Genomic DNA, 21,509 nt, shown 5'->3' on the forward strand with positions numbered 1-21,509 from the left:
GAGAGCCGGCTGGAGGCGTGGTCGGGCCGGATCTCGGTGGCGGCGGTGAATGGTCCGCGTTCGGTGGTGGTGGCGGGTGAGCCTGAGCCGCTGGATGAGTTGTTCGGTCAGTTGAAGGCGGAGGAGGTGCGGGTTCGCCGGGTGCCGGTGGATTACGCGTCGCATTCGGCGCAGGTCGAGGATCTGCGTGATGAGTTGCTGGATGTGCTGGGTCCGGTGCGTCCGCGTGAGTCGGAGGTGCCGTTCTTCTCGACGGTGACGGGTGACTGGCTGGACACCCGGGAGATGGATGCGGGGTACTGGTTCCGCAACCTCCGCCAGCGGGTCCAGCTCGCCGACGCGGTCCGTGACCTGCTCGCCGCCGAGCACCGCGCGTTCATCGAGGTCAGCTCGCACCCCGTGCTGACCATGTCGGTCCAGGACATCATCGACGCGTCCGGCGAACCGGCCGTCGCCGCGGGTACGCTCCGCCGCGACCAGGGCGGGCTCGCCCGGTTCCTGCTGTCGGCCGCCGAGGTCTTCGTCCGCGGTGTGGACGTCGACTGGGCCGGTGTGTTCGCCGGCACCGGCGCCCGGCGGGTCGACCTGCCCACCTACGCCTTCCAGCACGAGCGGCTGTGGGCCATCGCCCCGGAGGCCGAACTCGCCCTGGCGGCGGACCCGCTCGACGCGGAGTTCTGGGCGGCGGTGGAGCAGGAAGACCTGTCCGCGCTGTCCTCGACGCTGCGTACCGACGAGGGTTCGGTGGCCGCGGTGCTGCCCGCCCTGTCCTCGTGGCGCAAGGGACGCAAGGAACGTTCGACGGTCGACTCCTGGCGCTACCGCGTGTCGTGGTCGCCGGTGAACAAGGTCCCGCAGAAGTCGCTTTCCGGTGTCTGGCTGCTGGTGTCCGCCGAGGGAACCGACGACGGCCCGCTCGTGGACGCGCTCAGCGGCCACGGCGCCGAGGTGCGGCGTCTGGTGCTCGACGAGTCGTGCGGCGACCGCGCGGTACTGGCCGAGCGGCTCTCCGCGGTGGGCGCGCAGGACGTCGGCATCGCCGGAGTCGTGTCCGTGCTGGCGAGCGCCGAACAGCCGAGTCAGGAGTGCCGGGGCCTGGCCCTGGGCCTGGCGCTGAGTGTGGCGCTGGTCCAGGCGCTGGGCGACACCGGGATCGAGGCGCCGCTGTGGTTCCTCACCAGGGGCGCCACCTCCACCGGACGCTCCGACGAGGTCACCTCTCCGGTCCAGGCGCAGGTGGCGGGTGTGGGCTGGACAACGGCCCTGGAGCACCCGCAGCGCTGGGGCGGGGTGATCGACCTTCCCGAGACGCTGGACCAGCGTGCGGCCGGCCGTCTGGCCTCCGCCCTGGCGGGCGCGCTCGGCGAGGAGGACCAGCTCGCGATCCGCTCCTCGGGTGTGTTCACCCGCAGGATCATCCGCGCCGAGACAGCGCGCCCGAGCACCTCCCGCGACTGGAGCCCGCGCGGTACGACGCTGGTCACCGGCGCTTCGGGCACGCTCGCCCCGCATCTGGCCCGCTGGCTGGCCGGACAGGGCGCCGAGCACCTCGTGCTGACCAGCCGGCGCGGCACCGACGCGCCGGGTTCGGCCGAACTGGTCGCCGAACTGGCCGAGTTGGGCACCGAAGCCACCATCGCGGCCTGTGACGTCACCGACCGGGACGCGGTGGCCGCGCTGCTGGCCTCGCTCAAGGCCGAAGGACGTACGGTACGCACGGTCGTGCACACCGCCGCGCTCATCGAGCTGTACTCCCTGGCGGAGACCAGCCTCGACGACTTCGCCCGGGTCATGGACGCGAAGGTCACCGGCGCCCAGGTCCTGGACGAGCTGCTGGACAGCGACGAGCAGGACCTCATCCTCTACTCGTCCACCGCCGGCATGTGGGGCACCGGACAGCACGCCGCCTACGTGGCCGGCAACGCCTACCTCGCCGCGCTCGCCGCCAACCGCCGGGCCCGCGGTCTGCGCGCCATGTCCCTCTCCTGGGGCATCTGGGCCGACGACATGCAGCTCGGCAGGGTCGACCCGTCGATGATCCGCCGCAGCGGCCTGGAATTCATGGACCCGCAGCTGGGCCTGAGCGGACTGAAGCGGGCGCTGGACGACGACGAGACCGCCATCGCGGTCGCCGACGTCGACTGGGACACCTACTACCCCGTCTACACCTCCGCCCGTCCCACCCCGCTCTTCAGCGAGGTGCCCGACGTCAAGCGGCTCACCGAGGCCGCCCAGCAGACCACGGGCACCGTCGCCGAGGGCGAACTCGTCACGAAGCTGCGGGCGCTGTCCGCCGCCGAGCAGGCACGTGCGCTGCTCGAGGTGGTCCGTACCGAGGCCGCGTCCGTCCTGGGACTCTCGTCTCCCGAGGACCTGACCGACCAGCGTGCCTTCCGTGACGTCGGCTTCGACTCGCTCACCGCGGTCGGCCTCCGCAACCGCCTCGCGTCCGTCACCGGACTGACGCTGCCGACGACGATGGTCTTCGACTACCCGAACCCGGCCGCGCTGGCCGGTTTCCTCGCGGACGAGCTGGCCGGAGCGCAGGGCGCGGCGGACACGCGGTCCGTCACCGCCTCCCTGTCGGCGGCCGACGACGACCCGATCGTCATCATCGGCATGAGCTGCCGCTACCCCGGCGGGGTCAGCTCGGCGGACGAGCTGTGGAAGCTCGCGCTGAACGAGGTCGACGCGATCTCCCCCTTCCCCGCGGACCGCGGCTGGGACGCCGAGGGACTCTACGACCCGGACCCGGACGAGAACGGCAAGACCTACTCCGTCCAGGGCGGCTTCCTGAGCAACGTCGCCGACTTCGACCCCGCCTTCTTCGGCATCTCGCCGCGTGAGGCCCTGTCGATGGACCCGCAGCAGCGACTGCTGCTGGAAACGGCGTGGGAGGCCTTCGAGCACGCGGGCATCGACCCGGTGTCCCAGCGCTCCAGCCTGACCGGCACGTTCATCGGCGCCAGCTACCAGGACTACGCGTCGAGCGTGTCGTCCTCCGAAGGCTCCGAAGGACACATGATCACCGGCACGCTCTCCAGCGTGCTGTCGGGACGCGTCTCCTACCTCTTCGGATTCGAGGGCCCGGCGGTCACCCTCGACACCGCCTGCTCCTCCTCCCTCGTCGCGATGCACCTGGCCTGCCAGTCACTGCGCAACGGGGAGAGCTCTCTCGCGCTCGCGGGCGGCGTCAGCATCATGTCCACGCCCAGCGCCTTCGTCGGCTTCAGCCGGCAGCGGGCACTGGCCACCGACGGCCGCTGCAAGGCGTACGCCGAGGCCGCCGACGGCATGACACTCGCCGAGGGCGTCGGCATGGTCCTGCTGGAACGCCTCTCCGAGGCCCGCCGCAACGGCCACCCCGTCCTCGCCGTCGTCCGCGGCAGCGCCGTCAACCAGGACGGTGCGTCCAACGGACTCACCGCCCCCAACGGCCCCTCCCAGCAGCGCGTCATCCGCCAGGCACTCGCCAACGCCGGGCTCACCGCCGCCGAGGTCGACGTCATGGAGGGTCACGGCACCGGTACCGCGCTGGGTGACCCGATCGAGGCGCAGGCCCTGCTCACCACGTACGGACAGGACAGGGACCCCGAGCGTCCGCTGCTGCTCGGCTCGGTCAAGTCCAACATCGGTCACACCCAGATGGCCTCCGGCGCCGCCAGCGTCATCAAGATGGTCATGGCCCTCCAGCAGGGCATCGTGCCGAAGACGCTGCACATCGACGAGCCGTCCTCGCACGTCGACTGGGAGTCCGGCGCCATCGGTCTGCTGACCGAGCGCGCCGCCTGGCCCGAGACCGGCCGCCCGCGCCGCGGCGCCATCTCGTCGTTCGGGCTCAGCGGCACCAACGTGCACACCATCCTCGAAGAGGCGCCGCCCGCGGAGCCGGCCGAGGAGAACGCCCCCGAACCGCGGGAGCGCCCCGGCACCCTGCCGCTGCTGGTGTCGGCCAAGAGCGAGGCCGCGCTCCGCGCCCAGGCCGGACGCCTGCTGTCGCTGATCGAGGAGCGTCCCGAGACGGACCTCACCGACCTCGCCTACTCGCTGGCCACCACGCGGTCCAGCCTGGAGCGCCGCGCCGCTGTCGTGGCGGGGGAGCACGACGAACTGACGCGCGGACTCCTCGCGCTGCGTGACGGACTGCCCGGACCGGGCGTGGTCCAGGGCGGTACGAGCCGTGGCAGGACGGCGTTCCTGTTCACCGGACAGGGCAGCCAGCGCCCCGGCATGGGACAGGAGCTGTACGCGGCTTTCCCCGCCTTCGCCGACGCTCTCGACGCCGTACTGGCCAGGTTCGACGGCACGCTGGACCGGCCGCTGCGCGAGATCATGTTCTCCGAGCCCGGCTCGCCCGAGGCGGCCCTGCTCGACCTGACCGGATACGCGCAGCCCGCGCTGTTCGCGGTCGAGGTGGCGCTGTTCCGGCTGGCCGAGTCGTGGGGTGTCACCCCCGACTACCTGGCCGGTCACTCCATCGGCGAACTGGCGGCGGCGCACGTCGCCGGCGTGCTCTCGCTGGAGGACGCGTGCACCCTGGTGGCGGCGCGCGGCCGGCTGATGCAGGCGCTGCCCGAGGGCGGCGCGATGATCTCGCTCCAGGCCGCCGAGGACGAGGTGCTTCCGCTCCTCGAGGGCGTCGGGGACCGGGTGTCGATCGCCGCGGTCAACGGCCCCGCCTCGGTGGTCATCGCCGGGGTCGAGGAGGACGTCCTCGACATCGCCGTGACGCTGGGCACCGACGGGCGCAAGACCAAGCGCCTGCGGGTGAGCCATGCCTTCCACTCGCCGCTCATGGACGCCATGCTCGACGACTTCGCCCGGGTGGCGCGCGGCGTCACCTACAGCACGCCGGTGATCCCCTTCGTCTCCAACGTCACCGGCACGCTCGCCACCGAGGACCAGGTGTGCTCCCCGGACTACTGGGTCCAGCACGTCCGCGGCGCCGTACGCTTCGCCGACGGCATCAACTGGCTGTCGGCGCAGGGCGGTGTCCAGACCTTCCTGGAGCTCGGCCCCGACGGCGTGCTCAGCGGCATGGCGCGGGAGAGCCTGACCGAGAAGCCGTCCAGCGCGCTTCTTCCGCTGCTGCGCGGTGACCGCCCCGAGGTACCGGCGGTCACCTCGGCGCTGGCCGGTGCCCACGCGCACGGCGTGGACGTCGACTGGACCGCGTTCTTCGCGAACACCGGCGCGCGCCGGATCGAGCTGCCGACATACGCCTTCCAGCGCGAGCGCTACTGGCCCGAGGCCGTCGCACAGGCGGCGGAGGCAACGCCCGCGCCGGCGAACGCGGTGGACGCCGAGTTCTGGTCGGCGGTCGAGCGGGACGACGTGCAGGCGCTGGCCGCCTCGCTGGATCTCGACGACGACACCGTCACCGCGATGGTGCCCGCGCTCACCGCGTGGCGCCGCCGCAGGGGCGAGCAGTCCGCCGTGGACTCCTGGCGCTACCGCGTCACCTGGAAGCCGCAGACCGGATCGGCCTCACCCGCCGCGCTGTCGGGCCGCTGGCTGGTGCTGGCACCCGACCGTACGCAGGACACCGACTGGGCCGCCGAGGTCGTCGGCGCGCTCGGGACGGAAACCGTACGGGTCGAGGTCACCGGCACCGACAGGGCCGCCCTCACCGCGCTGCTGACCGGATCGCTCGCCGGGGGCGACGCGTTCGCCGGTGTGCTGTCCCTCCTCCCGCTCGTCGAGGGCAGGGACCAGGAACACCCCGACGTGCCCGCGGCCCTGACCCTCACCACGACGGCCGTGCAGGCACTCGGCGACGCCGGGATCGGCGCGCCGCTGTGGAGCGTCACCCGCGGCGCGGTCTCCGTCGGCCGCTCCGAGCAGATCGCCAGTCTCGACCAGGCCGCCGTATGGGGTCTGGGACGCGCCGTCACCCTCGAACAGCCCGGCCGCTGGGGCGGCTCCGTCGACCTGCCCGAGCTCATCGACGGCAACGCCGCACGCCGGCTGCGGGGCGTCCTGGCGGGCACCGGCGGCGAGGACGCCGTCGCCGTACGCGCCTCCGGCGTGTTCGTACGCCGCCTCGCCCACAGCCCGGTCGGACAGACCCCGGCTGGGAAGACGTTCGACCCGGCGGGCACCGTCCTGATCACCGGCGGAACCGGCGGCCTCGGCGGACACGTCGCCAGGCGGCTCGCCGCCACCGGCGCCGACCACCTGCTGCTCACCAGCAGGCGCGGCGAGAACGCGCCCGGCGCGGCCGCACTGCGCGCCGAACTCGAAGAGCTGGGCGCCCGCGTCACCATCGCGGCCTGTGACGTCGCGGACCGCGACGCACTCGCCGCCCTGCTCGCCGCCGTCCCGGAGGACGCGCCGCTCAGCGCGGTCATCCACACGGCCGGCGTGGTCGAGGACAACGTCGTGGACGCGCTGACCCCGGACAGCTTCACGGCGGTCCTGCGCTCCAAGGTCGTCTCCGCGTGCCACCTGCACGAGCTGACGGCGGAGCTGGACCTGTCGGCGTTCGTGCTCTTCTCCTCGACCGCCGGTGTCATCGGCGCCGCGGGACAGGGCAACTACGCGGCGGCCAACGCCTACCTGGACGCCCTCGCCGAGTACCGGCGGGCCCAGGGCCTGACCGCGCTCTCCATCGCCTGGGGCCCCTGGGCCGGGTCCGGCATGGTCGCCGACGCCGCCGAGATCGCGAGCCGCGTCCGGCGCGGCGGTTTCGAGCCGCTGGCTCCGGAACCGGCCGTTCGCGCGATGCTCCAGGCCATCGAGCACGACGACACGGCTCTGGCCCTCGTCGACATGGACTGGGACCGCTTCCTGCGCGCGTTCGCCTCGACCAGGCAGCTGCCCTTCGTCAGCGACCTGCCCGAGGCACGGCAGTCCGCCACGGCTCCGTCCGGCGCCGCCGCGGGCGAGCCCGAGCTGCGGCGCACGCTCGCGGAGCTGCCCGAAGCCGACCGCAGTGCCCACGTACTGTCCCTGCTGCGCGCCCAGGTGGCGGCCGTACTCGGCCACACCGACGCCCGCGCCATCGAGGACGACCGGGCCTTCCGGGACCTCGGCTTCGACTCGCTGACCATCCTGGAACTGCGCAACGGGCTCTCCGCCCTCACCGGTCTCACCCTGCCCGTCTCCCTCGTGTACGACTTCCCGACCCCCGGGGAGATGGCGGACTTCCTGCTCGCGGAGCTGCTGGGCTCGCTGCCCGAGGCGTCCGCGCCGGTCGTCCCCGCAGGCCGACCGCTGGACGACGACCCGATCGCGGTCGTCGGCATCAGCTGCCGCTTCCCCGGCGGGGTCACCTCGCCCGAGGAGCTGTGGCAGCTGGTCGTGGAAGGCCGCGACGGCATCACCTCCTTCCCCGACGACCGCGGCTGGGACATCGAGGGCCTCGGCGCCGGTTCCTCCGACACCCTCGAAGGCGGATTCCTCAGCGGCGTCGCCGACTTCGACGCCCGCTTCTTCGGCATCTCGCCGCGTGAGGCGCTGGCCATGGACCCGCAGCAGCGACTGCTGCTCGAGGCCACCTGGGAAGCGCTCGAGCGGGCCGGAATCGACCCGTCGGGGCTGCGCGGCTCCACCACCGGAGTCTTCGTCGGCACCAACGGCCAGGACTACGCGACGCTGCTGCGCAGGTCCGCCTCCGACGTACGCGGCTACGCCGCCACCGGCAACACCGCCAGCATCATGTCGGGCCGGCTCTCCTACGCGCTCGGCCTCGAAGGCCCCGCCGTCACCATCGACACCGCCTGCTCCTCCTCGCTGGTCGCACTCCACTGGGCCGGCAAGGCGCTCAGCACGGGGGAGTGCTCCCTGGTGATCGCGGGCGGCGTGTCCGTGATGTCGAGCCCGGACTCCTTCGTGGAGTTCAGCGCCCAGGGCGGCCTGGCCCCCGACGGCAGGTGCAAGGCGTTCGCCGACGGGGCCGACGGCACCGCCTGGTCCGAGGGCGTCGGCATCCTCGTACTGGAACGGCTCTCCGACGCCGTACGCAACGGTCACGAGGTACGCGGTGTCATCCGCGGCACCGCCGTCAACCAGGACGGCGCCTCCAACGGCCTCACCGCGCCGAACGGCCCCTCGCAGCAGCGTGTCATCCGGCAGGCACTCGCCGACGCGGGTCTGTCCACCGCCGACATCGACGCCGTCGAGGCGCACGGCACCGGCACCACCCTGGGCGACCCGATCGAGGCCGGCGCTCTCCTGACCACCTACGGCCGGGACCGCGACCCCGAGCAGCCGCTGCTGCTCGGTACGGTCAAGTCCAACATCGGTCACACCCAGGCCGCGGCGGGCGTCGCCGGTGTGATCAAGATGCTGATGGCCATGCGCCACGGCACCCTGCCCAAGACCCTGCACATCGACGCCCCCTCCGCCCACGTCGACTGGTCCTCCGGCGCCGTGTCGCTGCTGAGCGAAGCGGCGGACTGGCCCGAGACCGGCCGCCCGCGCCGGGCCGGTGTCTCGGCCTTCGGCCTCAGCGGTACGAACGCGCACGTCATCGTGGAGCAGGCGCCGGCCGTCGAACAGCCCGCGGCCGAACCGGAGACCAGCACCCCCGCGGTCATCCCGGCCGTGGTGCCGTGGATCGTCTCCGGCCGGACCCGCGAGGCGCTGCAGGCCCAGATCGAGCGGCTGACCTCGTTCGCCGCGCTCAACACCGGTCTGTCCCGGCTGGACATCGGCCACTCGCTGGTCACGGACCGTACGCTCTTCCCGCACCGCGCCGTGCTGCTCGCGGACGCCGAAGGGGTGAGGGAGACCGCACGCGGTGTCGCGAGCCGCACGCCCGGCAGGTCCGCCTTCCTCTTCTCCGGGCAGGGCAGCCAGCGCGCCGCGATGGGCCGCGAGCTGTACGAGCGCCACCCCGTCTTCGCGGAGGCGCTGGACGCGGTCCTCGCGCACCTGGACACGGAGCTCGAATTCCCGCTGCGGGACGTGCTGTTCGCCGAGCCGGGCACCGTCGAGTCGGAACTGCTCGACGAGACGGGCTACACCCAGCCCGCGCTGTTCGCGGTCGAGGTGGCGCTGTTCCGGCTGCTGGAGTCGTGGGGCGTCGTTCCCGACTACGTGGCGGGACATTCCATCGGTGAGGTGGCCGCGGCCCACGTGGCGGGGGTGTTCTCCCTGGAGGACGCCTGCCGTCTGGTGGCCGCCCGCGCCACACTGATGCAGTCCCTGCCGCAGGGCGGCGCGATGGTCGCCGTACAGGCCACCGAGGAGGAGGTCCTCCCGCTGCTGGACGAGAACGTCTCGCTCGCGGCGGTCAACGGCCCCGAGGCGATGGTCGTCGCCGGAGCCGAGGACGCGGTGCTCAAGATCGCGGAGCGGTTCTCCGCCGATGGCCGCAGGACCAGGAGGCTGCGGGTCTCGCACGCCTTCCACTCACCGCTGATGGACCCGATGCTGGCCGACTTCGCCCGGGTCGCGGAAGGCCTGACGTACCAGGAGCCCGGCATCCCCGTGGTGTCGAACCTGACCGGCGCCCTCGCCACGGCGGCCGAGCTGGCCTCTCCCGCCTACTGGGTACGGCACGTACGCGAAGCCGTACGGTTCGCCGACGGCATCCGCACCCTGCGGGACGCGGAGGTGAGCACCTTCGTGGAGCTCGGCCCCGACGGCGTGCTCTCCGCGATGACCCAGCAGAGCCTGGACGGCGCCGAACCCACCCCCGTGGTGGTGCCCGTCCTGCGCAAGGACCAGAGCGAGGAAACGGCGATCACCACCGCGCTCGCCACCCTGCACGTGCACGGCGCGGGACCCCGCTGGGCCGCGTTCTTCACGGGCAGCGCCGCGCACCGCGTCGAACTGCCGACGTACGCCTTCCAGCACGAGAGGTACTGGCCCGAGCCCGCCGCTCTCGCCGAGATCGGCGCGCCCGACCCGGCGGACGCCGAATTCTGGTCCGCCGTGGAGCGCGAGGACCTGGAATCGCTGGCCGCCTCGCTCGGCCTGGACGGCGACACCGTCACCACGATGGTGCCCGCGCTCTCCGCCTGGCGCCGCCGCCGCGGCGAGCGGTCCGCCGGCGCGAACTGGCACTACCGCGAGAGCTGGGCGACGCTTCCCGCGCCGTCCGCCGCCCCGTCCGGCGACTGGCTGGTGCTCGTGCCGGCCGGTGCGGCCGAGGACAGCTGGACCGCCGCAGCCGTCGCCGCGCTGGGTACCGGAGCGGTACTGGTCGAGGGTGACCCGGCCGACCCGGACACCCTGACCGAGTGGCTGGCCGCGGCGCGCACGGACGGCGCCGGATACACCGGAGTCGTCTCGCTCCTCGCCGCCACGGCCCCCGGCGCCGACGCGCCTCTGCCGCAGAACGCGGCCTGGCCCGACGCCCTGCTGTCGGCCCTGGCCGACGCCGGGATCGACGCGCCGCTGTGGTGCGTCACCCGGGGAGCCGTCTCCGTCGCGGCCGGCGAACCGCTGCTGAACGCGGGCCAGGCCGCCGTATGGGGCGCCGGCCGGGTCGCCGCACTCGAACAGCCCGACCGCTGGGGCGGACTCGTCGACCTCCCCGAGACGCTCGACGACACGACGGGCGCCGCCTTCGCCGCGCTGCTGACCGGCGCCGGGGACGAGGACCAGATCGCGGTCCGCGCCACCGGAACCTTCGGACGGCGGCTCGTCCGTACGACGGCCGACCCGCAGGGCGACTCCTGGCAGCCCACCGGCACCGTGCTCGTCGTCGGCGGCGCCGGTACGACGGGCGGCGCCGCCGCCCGCTGGCTGGCGCGGGAAGGCGCCCGCCATGTGGTGCTGACCGGCCGTCACCCGTCCGACACCGCCGGGTCCGAGGCGCTGGAGGCCGAGCTGAAGCGGCTCGGCGCCGGCATCACCCTCGCCGACTGCGACGTGTCCGACCCCGAAGCGCTGACCGCGCTGCTGGCCGCGATCCCCGAGGACGCGCCGCTCAGCGCCGTCATCCACGCGGAGGCCAACACCGAAGGAGCCGGCGCCGGAACCGCGGAGGTCTCCGCGGCGCTGGCCGGAGTGCGCACCCTCGACCGGGTACTCGGTGACACACCGCTCGACGCGTTCATCGTCTTCGGCTCCATCGCCGGAGTCTGGGGCGTACGCGGCCAGCAGGCCGAAGCCGCGCTGGGCGCCTGCCTCGACGCCTTCGCCCGCAGCCGCCGCGACCGGGGCGTCCCCGCCCTGTCGGTCGCCTGGGGAGCCTGGTCGGACACGGTGGAGCGGTCGATGGCCGCGCACCTGCGCCTGAACGGCCTGCCCGTCATGGACACCGACGCGGCGCTCGCCGCACTCGGCACCGCCGCAGCGGGCACCGAGCCCGCCGTCACCGTGGCCGATGTGCGCTGGGAGACCTTCGCACCCTCCTACACCGAGGCCAGGCCGAGCACCCTGTTCGCGGACCTGCCGGACGCCCGCGCGGCCGTCGCGGCGGCCGAACGCGACCGCGAGGACGAGCGGGCCGCGTCCGGCACCAACCAGCAGTGGCTGCTCGATCTGCCGGAGGCCGACCGCGCCGAGGCGCTGCTCACCCTCGTCACGGACAAGGTCGCCGCGGTCCTCGGACACGCGGACAGCGCGACGGTCGAGTCCGACCTGCCGTTCCGCGACCTCGGCTTCGACTCGCTGACCGCCGTGGACCTGCGCAACCAGCTGACCACCGCGACCGGGGTCGCCCTGCCCGCCACGCTGGTCTTCGACCACCCGACCCCGGCGGAACTCGCCGCCCACCTGCGGACCGAGCTGCTCGGCGGACTGCCCGCCGTCGCGGCCCCCGCGACCGCCGCCGTCCTGGCCGGTGACGACCCCGTCGTCATCGTCGGGATGAGCTGCCGTTACCCGGGCGACGTCTCCTCCCCCGAGGACCTGTGGCAGCTGATCAGCGAAGGCACCGACGCCGTCGGCGACTTCCCCACGGACCGCGGCTGGGACATCGACACCCTGCTCGGCGGCGGTACCGAGGGCGGCCGGGGCCGCAGCACCACCGGCAACGGCGGCTTCCTCTACGACGCCACCGACTTCGACCCCGGCCTGTTCGGCATCTCACCGAACGAGGCGATCGTGATGGACCCGCAGCAGCGGATCCTTCTCGAAGCCGCCTGGGAGGCGCTGGAGCGTTCCGGCATCGACCCCGCGTCCCTGCGCGGCAGCGGTACCACCGGCGTGTTCGTCGGAGGCGGCAGCGGAGACTACCGGCCGCCGGCGGAGGCGGGACAGTGGCAGACGGCCCAGTCCGCGAGCCTGCTGTCCGGCCGGCTGGCGTACACCTTCGGCATCCAGGGACCCACGGTGTCGGTCGACACCGCGTGCTCCTCGTCGCTGGTGGCCCTGCACCTGGCCGCCCAGGCACTGCGCTCCGGTGAGTGCTCGATCGCGCTGGCCGGCGGTGTGACCGTGATGGCCACCCCGGTGGGCTTCGTCGAGTTCAGCGCCCAGGGCGCCCTGTCGCCCGACGGCCGGTGCAAGGCGTTCTCCGAGGACGCCGACGGCACCGGCTGGTCCGAGGGCGTGGGCATGCTCGTCGTCGAGCGGCTCTCCGACGCCAAGCGCAACGGCCACCACATCCTGGCGGTCCTGCGCGGCTCGGCCATCAACCAGGACGGCGCGTCCAACGGACTGACGGCCCCGAGCGGACCCGCGCAGCAGCGCGTCATCCGCCAGGCGCTCGCCAACTCCGGTCTGGCCACGGCCGACGTGGACGCCGTGGAGGCACACGGCACCGGAACCAAGCTCGGTGACCCGATCGAGGCGCAGGCCCTGCTCGCCACCTACGGCCAGGACCGGGAACGTCCCGTACTGCTCGGTTCGCTGAAGAGCAACATCGGTCACACACAGGCAGCGTCCGGCGTCGGCGGCGTGATCAAGATGATCATGGCGATGGAGCACGGCACGCTCCCCAAGTCCCTGTACACCGAGAACCCCACGTCCCACGTCGACTGGACGGCGGGCTCGGCCCGACTGCTGACGGAAGCCGTCGCCTGGCCCGAGACGGGCCGCCCGCGCCGGTCCGCTGTCTCCTCCTTCGGAGCCAGCGGTACCAACGCGCACGTGATCCTGGAGCAGGCACCGCCCGCCGAGGCGGCCTCGGCCCAGCCGGCCGACCGGAGCCCCGTCAGGGACGCCGGTACCGTGCCGCTCCTGCTGTCGGGACGCTCGCAGAACGCGCTGCGCGCGCAGGCACGCCGGCTGCTCAGCCACCTGGACGCGCACCCCGGCATCGCGCTGAACGACCTGGCCTACTCGCTCGCGACGACCCGCTCGGCCTTCGAGCACCGGGCCGCCGTGACGCTCTCCGACCAGGACGCGCTGCGCGCCGGCCTCACCGCCGTCGCCGAGGGCGCCCCCGCCCAGGGCACCGTCGAGAACCACCTGGAACGCACCGGCAAGAGCGCCTTCCTCTTCTCGGGACAGGGCTCGCAGCAGCTCGGCATGGGCCAGGAGCTGTACGAGCGCTTCCCGGTCTTCGCCGAGGCGCTGGACGCGGTGCTGGCCCGGCTGGACGGTCAGCTGGACCGTCCGCTGCGCGAGGTGATCTGGGGCGACGACGCCGACCTGCTGAACGAGACGGGCTACACCCAGCCCGCGCTGTTCGCGATCGAGGTGGCGCTCTTCCGGCTGGTCGAATCGTGGGGCCTCACCCCCGACTTCGTGGCCGGTCATTCGATCGGTGAGATCGCCGCGGCCCATGTCGCCGGGGTGTTCTCGCTGGACGACGCGGCGCGTCTGGTGGTGGCCCGCGCCAAGCTGATGCAGGCGCTGCCCGCCGGCGGGGCGATGGTCGCCGTACAGGCGGCGGAGGACGAAGTCACCCCGCTGCTCTCCGGTGACGTCTCGATCGCCGCTGTCAACGGACCGTCCGCCGTGGTCGTGTCCGGCGCCGAGGACGCGGCCCTGGCGGTCGCCGCGAAGCTCGCGGCCGAGGGCCGCAAGACGACGCGGCTCGCCGTCAGCCACGCGTTCCACTCACCGCTGATGGACCCGATGCTGGACGACTTCCGTGCCGTGGTGGAGCGGCTGTCCTTCCAGGCGCCGCGCATCCCGGTGGTGTCCAACCTGACCGGCGAGAGGGCCACCGAACAGGAGCTGTGCTCCGCCGACTACTGGGTGCGGCACGTGCGCGAGGCGGTCCGCTTCGCCGACGGCGTCAGGACGATGGCCGACCGCGGCGTGAGCACCTTCCTGGAACTCGGCCCCGACGGCGTGCTCTGCGCGATGGCACAGCAGTCCGCTCCGGCCGGCGCCGTGACGGTCCCCGTCCTGCGCAGGAACCGCGGTGAGGAGACCACCCTGGTCACCGCCCTCGCCACGCTGCACGTACACGGCGCGGGACCGCGCTGGTCCGCGTTCTTCGCGGGCACCGGAGCCCAGTGGCTCGACCTGCCGACCTACGCCTTCCAGCGCGGCCGCTTCTGGCCGGACGCCATGCCGGGACTCGCCCCGGCACCCGCCGCGGCCCCGGGCGACGTGAGGGAGACCGACCGCGCCTTCTGGGAAGCGGTGGAGCAGGAGGACTTCAGCTCGCTGGAGTCCACCCTCGACGTCGAGGGCGACACCCTCTCGAAGGTGCTCCCCGCGCTGCTCGACTGGCGCAGGCAGCGTGCCGACGAATCACTCGTGCAGGGATGGCGTCACCGCGTCGTCTGGAAGCCGCTGACCGGTGCGTCCATCGCGCACCGCAAGCCGCTGACGGGTACCTGGCTGGCCGTCGTGCCCGAAGGACTGGGCACGGACGCCTGGGTGAACGCGGCGCTCGACGCGCTGGGCACCCAGGTCGTACGGATCGAGGCGAACGTCCCCGACCGGGCCGCGCTCGCCGGACTCATCCGTACCGCCGCCCAGGACGGCACCCGGTTCGCCGGCGTCGTGTCGCTCCTCGGCCTGCGGGACACCCTGGCGGGCAGCGTTCCCGAAGGAGCGGTCCTCACCACGGCGCTGCTCCAGGCACTCGGTGACGCCGGGGTCCAGGCTCCGCTGTGGTGCGTCACCCGGGGCGCGGTGTCCGTGAACCGCGGGGAGAGCCCGCGCAGCCCGCTCCAGGCAGCCGTCTGGGGCATGGGCCGGGTCGCCGCGCTGGAGTACCCGGAGCGCTGGGGCGGTCTGATCGACCTCCCCGAGACCCTGGACGAGCGGACCGCCGCCGGTTTCGCCGGAGCCCTCGCGGGTCTCGACGGTGAGGACCAGATCGCCGTACGGGCCTCCGCGGTCCTCGCCCGCCGCCTCGTACAGGCACCGGGCAAGGAGCGGGGCCGCAGCTGGGCACCCGGAGGCACGGTCCTGATCACCGGCGGCACCGGCGCGCTCGGCGCCCACGTCGCCCGCAGGCTCGCCAAGGACGGCGTCCGGCACCTGGTCCTGCTCAGCCGCCGCGGCCTCGAAGCACCGGGAGCCGCCGAGCTGCGGGACGAACTGGCCCTGCTCGGCACCGGCGTCACCGTCGCCGCGTGCGACGTCGCCGACCGCGCCGGGCTGACAGCCGTACTCGCCGACATCCCGGCGGAGCACCCGCTCACCGGCGTGGTGCACGCGGCCGGTGTCCTCGACGACGGCATCCTCGACCGGCTCACCCCCGACCGGTTCGAGGCCGTGTTCCGCTCGAAGGTCACCCCGGCCCTCCTGCTGGACGAACTGACCCGCGACCTCGACCTCTCCGCCTTCATCCTGTTCTCGTCCGCTTCCTCGTCCGTGGGCAACCCCGGTCAGGGCAACTACGCGGCGGCGAACTCGGTCCTCGACGCGCTGGCGGAACAGCGCGTGGCGCGCGGTGTGCCCGCGACCTCGGTCGCCTGGGGCGCCTGGGGCGGCGGCGGTATGGCGGAAGGCGAAGGAGCCGACGAGGCGGCCAGGCGTGCCGGTGTCGGCGCCATGGACCCGCAGCTCGCCTGTGAGGCACTGCTGCGACTCGTCATGGAGCCGGAACCGACCGCGGTGGTCGCGGAAGTGGCCCTGGAACAGTTCGTGGGCGCGTTCGGCGCGGCCAGGCCGAGCGCCCTGCTGCGGGAGTTCCCCGGGTACCAGGAGATGGTGGCCGCGACAGCGGCGGCGCCCGAGAGCGCCGCGGCCGACAGTGGCCTGCGCGACCAGCTGATGAACCGGCCCGCCGGACGGCGGCTGGAAGTGGTCGTGGACCTGGTCCGTACCACGGCGGCCCGTGTGCTGGGCTACCCGGACACGGACGCCGTCGGCGCGGAACGGTCCTTCAGGGACCTCGGAGTGGACTCGCTCGGAGCCGTCGAGCTGCGGAACCAGCTCAACAAGGCCACCGGCCTCAGCCTCTCCGCGACGCTCGTCTTCGACCACCCGACCCCCGCGGTCCTCGGCGAACACGTGCTGGAACGGCTCATCCCCGACGAGGGGCCGGCGGCCGACGGCGAGGAAGCGGAGATCCGGGCCCTGCTGGCGGCCGTGCCGCTCGCCCAACTGCGTGAGATGGGCGTGCTGGAGCCGTTGCTCCAGCTGGCCGGACGCGGTGAGGCGGCATCGGCGCAGGACGAGGAGTCCGATGAGTCGATCGACTCGATGGCGGTAGCGGACCTGGTGCGGGCCGCGCTCAACGGCCAGTCCGAGGAGTAGCGCGACAGACGGAGCGGAGCAGTGGATGAACGCCTCCGCCGAGAGGAGTTCGGAAGCGCTCCGCGCCGCCATGAAGGAGGCCGGGCGGCCGCGCCGACAGAACAGGGTGTTCGTCGGCGCGGCCACCGGGCCGGTCGCGATCGCGGGACTGAGCTGCCGGTTCCCCGGCCGGGTCGACTCCCCGAGGGCCTATGGGAGATGGTGGTCTCCGGCGCCGACGTCATCTCCGGTTTCCCCGCCGACCGCGGCGGGGACCTGGACGCTCCGCGTGACAGCGGCACCGACGAGCGCGACATCTCCGTCAGCGGGCAGGGCGGGTTCCCCCACCGCGTCGCCGACTTCGATCCCGGCCTCTTCGGCATCTCGCCCCGCCAGGGCCTGTCTGACAAATCCCGCCTGGCTCGCCCCACCCTTCGGGCGGACGGCGCTATGTGCCGGGCAGGCCCTAGGCCGTCACCATGAACCCCCAGCAACAGCCGTTGCTGGGGGTTCATGGGATGTCATCGAGCGGTCCGGGACGGACGCGGCCTGACGTTCGGTCATGGAGCCGGCACCGCGAGGGCGCTCCGCCGGCCCGGATGCGGCTGAAGACGGGCCTGCACGCTGCTCTTCAGCCGACTGCCGGAACTGCGTCCGACGCGGCCGGTGGAGGAGACCCAGGTGCGGGGGCGGCCGGCTCTCCTCGGGGTTCGGAGAGCTGACGTTCACCTGGTAGCGGTCGTACCACCCGCACAACGGGCTCTGCCCCCACCACCGGTGGGGGCAGAGCCCGTTGTGCGGGTCACCGGAGCCCGAGGGTGCCGGTACGGCCGTCGCTCAGCCCGTGACGGTGATCGCCTGGGACGGGCAGATCGAACCCGCCAGCCGCGCCGCCTCCTTGGCCGCGTCGTCCGAGGGCTCCGCCAGGACCATCACGATCCCGCTGTCGTCCTGGTCGAAGACGGCGGGCGCCGACAACACGCACTGCCCCGCTCCGACACAGCGGTCGGTGTCCACGCTGATCTGCACCATCATTCCTCCGTCAATTCTCTTACTGTCGTACCGTTCATCGTGCCGGGCTTCATGACTACCAGCGGACGGGCAGCTCGTGCAGCCCGTACAGCACACCGTCGTACTTCAGCGACAGCTCCTCCACCGGCACCGCCAGCTCCAGCGTCGGTATCCGCTCGAACAGGAACCGGTAGGCGATTTCCATCTCGACCCTGACCAGGTTCTGTCCGAGGCACTGGTGCACGCCGTATCCGAACGCCACGTGGTGGCGCGCGGAACGCTCGGGATCGAACTCCTCGGGGTGCTCGAAGACCGTGCCGTCGTGATTGGCCGCGGCCACCAGCGGCACGATGCCCTCGCCGGCCTTGATCAGCTGGCCGCCGATCTCCACGTCCTCCACCGCCACCCGGAAGGCCACCAGGTCGGCCACCGAGTAGAAGCGCAGCAACTCCTCCACGGCGCGTACGTCGCCGATCCACTGCGGGTTCGTCAGCAGCGTCACCACGCCGAGCCCGATGTTGTTCGCCGTCGTCTCGTGGCCGGCGATCAGCAGCAGCATCGACACGCCGGACATCTCTTGACGGGAGATGGTCCCGTCCTCGAGCAGACGGCTGATCAGGTCGTCGCCCGGCCGCCTCTGCTTGATGGTGATCAGCCGGTTGAGATAGCGCAGCAGCGCCTGGGACGCCGACTGCCGCTGCTCGTCCGTCGAGGTCAGGGTGACCAGGACGCGGGTTTTGGTCTCGAAGAAGTCGCGGTCGGCCTTGGGCACCCCGAGCAGGTCGGAGATGACCAGGGACGGCACGGACAGCGCGAAGTCCGCGATGAGATCCGCGGTGTTCCCCGCGGCGAGCAGCGCGTCGATGCGTTCGTTGACGACCTGCTCGATGGCCGGGCGCATCTCCCTGATGCGGCGGACGGTGAACTCAGGGATGAGGGTCTTGCGGAACCTGCCGTGCTCCGGCGGGTCCAGCGCCACGAACCAGCCGGGGACCTCGTCCTGGGAAGGCACGCCGCCGGTCTTGGCCGCCTTGGGGAAACCGGGATGGGAGGGGTTGGAGCTGATCCTGGAGTCGGTGAGCACGGCCCGTACGTCCTCGTGCCGGGTCACCAGCCAGACGGGGACCCCGCTGGGCAGCGTCGACTTGACGAGGCCGCCCTCCTGCCTGAAGTCCGCGTACTCCTGCGGAGGAAAGGGCTGGCCGGGCCGCCGAAGCGGGAAGGCGACCGGGCACGTGTTGGTTGTTGTCATCTTTTCGATTCCCCTGGGGATCGGAACTTCCCGAGTCGTTGACTGACGAGTACCACCGGCTGGGGCAGGGGGTTCACGCGGCGTCGTAGAACGCGCGGACCTTCCCCGTGATGAAGTCCTGCTCCTCGGCGGTCAGTCCGGTGTGCGTCGGCAGGTAGAAGCCGTCCTCGGCGAAGCGGCTCGCGTTCAGGGACGGCCAGTCGGCGTCGTAGTAACCGGGCTGCCTGCTCATCGGCTTGAAGAACAGCCGCGTCTCGATGCCCTCGGCGGCGAGGAAGTCACGCAGTTCCTCCCGGCGTTCGGCGCGCAGGTCGTACATCCACAGCACATCGCGCGGCGGCATCAGGGTGATGCCCTCGATGCCGCGCAGGCCCTCGTCGTAGCGCCGCTCGATGTCACGGCGGGTCTTCAGAATGGTGTCCAGCTGTTCGGTCTGCCCCAGCGCGACAGCCGCCTGCATGTTCGTCATACGGAAGTTGTAGGCGAGCTTCTTGTGCAGGAAGCTGTGGTCCTTGGTGAACGCCATCGCGCGCAGATGGGCCATCTGATCGGCCAGGCGCTCGTCGTTGGTGACGCAGATGCCGCCCTCGCCGGCGGTGATGATCTTGTTGGCGAAGAGCGAGAAGCAGGCGATGTCACCGACCGGCCGTACGCCGTGGGCCTCCGCGGAGTCCTCCACGACACGGAGGTTGTAGTCGTAGGCGAGATCCATGATCTTGTCCATGTCGCACCGGCGGCCGTAGATGTGCACCGGCATGATCACCTTGGTCCTGGGGGTGATCTTCTCCTCGATGAGGGAGACGTCGATGTTGAGATCGTCGCCGCAGTCCACGAAGACGGGGGTCGCGCCCACGTAGGTGACGGCCCACGCGCTCGCGATCATCGTGAACTCGGGGACGATCACCTCGTCGCCGGGACCGACACCGAGCGCCCGCAGCGCGAGCGTGAGAGCCGTCGTGCCCGAGGAACAGGCGACGCCGTGCGCCGCGTCGTTGAAGCGGGCGAACTCTTCCTCGAACTTGCGGACATAGGGGCCCTGCGACGAGATCCAGCCGCCGCTGACCGCCTCGGTCACGTACTCGAGTTCGCGCCCTTCGAGCCAGGGCTTGGAAACGGGATGGGTGTATGACATGGGATGCCCCGATCAGTGAGTGGCGAGGGCCGGGAGGCCGAGAATGACGTCGGCGGCGGCGCTGCGGCCGCCCGCCGCGCGCAGCAGTTCCCCGAAGTGCTCGGCGCGCTCGCGGAACGCGTCGTCTTCGAGCACCCGGGTGAGCTTGTCGTACACATCGTCCGCGTCGACGGTTTCCGGATGGTCGACGGACAGGCTGACGCCGAAGTCCTGGCCGCGGATCGCCTGGTCGTCGCAGTCCACCCACAGCGGACGCACCACCAGAGGCTTACCGAAGTAAAGGCCCTCGTGGTAACCGTTGCCGCCGGCGTGGGTGAAGAAGACCTTGACGTTCGGATGGGCCAGCACGTCGAGCTGTGAGGGGACCCATTTCTCGATCCGCAGGTTGTCGGGCAGCGTCTCCCGGGGCGGCAGCATCTTCTGCTGCTCCTCGGGAAGTTTCCACAGCACCTGGTGGTGATCCGACAGCCGTCGCGCGACCTCCACCAGCGACCCGATGTGCTCGGACGTCAGCCGGGTGATCGTGCCGAAGCCCATGTAGACGACGGACTTCTGCTCCGACAGCCAGTCGGACAGGCCGTCGTCGTCCGGTGCCTGCGGCAGCGGCGGCACCATCGCGCCGACCAGCCGCAGCTTCTCCGGCAGCGGGAAGGGGTAGTCCAGTTCGGGCACCGAGTAGCACAGGACCGCCTCGGCGTGGTCGATCCTCGCCATCATCTGGCGCGCCTCGGGCGCGATGCCGAGCTCCTCGCGGATCCGGTTGTCCTCCTTGACCACCTCGCGCATCTTCGCCGACATGAAGATCCCCAGCGTCCGCAGCCGGAACAGCTCGTTGGTCAGACGCTGCGAGAGGTTCATGTTCGCCGACAGACCGGAGTGCGGCACCGGGAAGCCGCGGGGCGTGTACGACTTGGCGAACGGCACGTGCGAGGTGAGGACATTGCTGGGCACGAAAGGCACCCCCAGCACGAAGGGGATCTTCTTGGTGATGGCCACCTCGTACCCGAACTGGCACATGCTCTCGATCACCATCAGCGCCGGCTTGACCTCGTCGACGATCGCTTCGAGACGCCGGTACTTCTCCACCCGGGTCTCCGGCGCGAACGAGTGCTCGATGACCGCGCGGTGCGCCTTGAAGGGCGATCGCTGAGTCACCGCCTGATAGGTCTCGTCGTCCCATGTCACGGCCGACATCTCGGACACGACGTCACCGAGAGACGCGAACTCCACCGGCGTTTTCACGGTGGTCGCCTCGATTTCGGAGCGTGCCTTTTCGTCGGCCGCGAACCACAGGTCTTCCACCCCGCGACGGGACAATTCCGCCGCGAGTACGAGCAACGGGTTGAGGAGGCCGCTTTCGGCATAACTGACGAACAGGATCGGCTGCCGAGTCGAGTCCATGGACAACACCCTTCGGAAGTGGCTTCCCGATGGCTCGGTGCCACATGTACTCACACGGCTGGTCGCCGGGCGGTCACGTCCACCACCACCCTCCGGTGCACGTCGTCCTGAGGGAGCGACACCGACCGGCGTCTACGGGCGCGTTGCGCGGTGAAGCGGGACAGTAACTTGGTCTCACGTCACGTTCCGGAGAATCCCTAGTCTTTGTGCCGCCGGGCATCT

Annotated in this window: 6 protein-coding genes; 2 read left to right on the plus strand and 4 right to left on the minus strand. The window is 72.0% G+C overall.

All coding sequences use genetic code 11. The annotated features are described in order from the left end of the window. Together ACIP6N_RS29515 and ACIP6N_RS29520 are read left to right on the plus strand one after the other, a co-directional pair. Positions 1 to 16,512: type I polyketide synthase (locus ACIP6N_RS29515; RefSeq protein ID WP_401820734.1), on the plus strand; the 16,512-nt coding region annotated here is incomplete at its 5' end. A gap of 198 nt (positions 16,513 to 16,710) precedes the next feature. Continuing rightward, on the plus strand, positions 16,711 to 16,974 hold the full coding sequence (locus ACIP6N_RS29520; protein WP_401820737.1) for a beta-ketoacyl synthase N-terminal-like domain-containing protein: 264 nt from the start codon (positions 16,711 to 16,713) through the stop codon (positions 16,972 to 16,974). Between the two features lie 354 nt (positions 16,975 to 17,328). On the opposite strand, the gene ACIP6N_RS29525 is transcribed toward ACIP6N_RS29520, so the two are convergent. The 4 genes from ACIP6N_RS29525 to ACIP6N_RS29540 all read right to left on the minus strand — a co-directional run bounded on the left by ACIP6N_RS29525 (position 17,329) and on the right by ACIP6N_RS29540 (position 21,287). After that, entirely contained in the window at positions 17,329 to 17,520 is a 192-nt protein-coding gene (locus tag ACIP6N_RS29525) for a ferredoxin (RefSeq protein WP_401820748.1), read from the minus strand. A 58-nt stretch (positions 17,521 to 17,578) separates the two neighbouring features. Continuing rightward, complete coding sequence (locus tag ACIP6N_RS29530; RefSeq protein ID WP_401820740.1) at positions 17,579 to 18,754, minus strand: cytochrome P450; 1,176 nt, start codon at positions 18,752 to 18,754, stop codon at positions 17,579 to 17,581. A gap of 73 nt (positions 18,755 to 18,827) precedes the next feature. Beyond that, the gene (locus ACIP6N_RS29535; RefSeq protein WP_401820741.1) at positions 18,828 to 19,886 is read right to left on the minus strand and encodes a DegT/DnrJ/EryC1/StrS family aminotransferase; all 1,059 of its coding nucleotides are present in this window, start codon (positions 19,884 to 19,886) and stop codon (positions 18,828 to 18,830) included. A 12-nt stretch (positions 19,887 to 19,898) separates the two neighbouring features. Then, positions 19,899 to 21,287 (minus strand): glycosyltransferase, encoded by a 1,389-nt coding sequence (locus ACIP6N_RS29540; protein WP_401820743.1) that lies wholly within the window; start codon positions 21,285 to 21,287, stop codon positions 19,899 to 19,901. Positions 21,288 to 21,509: the final 222 nt, after the last annotated feature.

The organism is Streptomyces sp. NPDC088725, assembly GCF_044751305.1.
In the GTDB taxonomy this organism is placed as follows: Bacteria; Actinomycetota; Actinomycetes; order Streptomycetales; family Streptomycetaceae; genus Streptomyces.

Coding starts and splice junctions, on each gene's coding strand:
- ACIP6N_RS29520 (WP_401820737.1), top strand. CDS start 16,711: ATGGTGGTCTCCGGCGCCGACGTCATCTCCGGTTTCCCCGCCGACCGC.
- ACIP6N_RS29530 (WP_401820740.1), bottom strand. CDS start 18,754: ATGACAACAACCAACACGTGCCCGGTCGCCTTCCCGCTTCGGCGGCCC.
- ACIP6N_RS29535 (WP_401820741.1), bottom strand. CDS start 19,886: ATGTCATACACCCATCCCGTTTCCAAGCCCTGGCTCGAAGGGCGCGAA.
- ACIP6N_RS29540 (WP_401820743.1), bottom strand. CDS start 21,287: ATGGACTCGACTCGGCAGCCGATCCTGTTCGTCAGTTATGCCGAAAGC.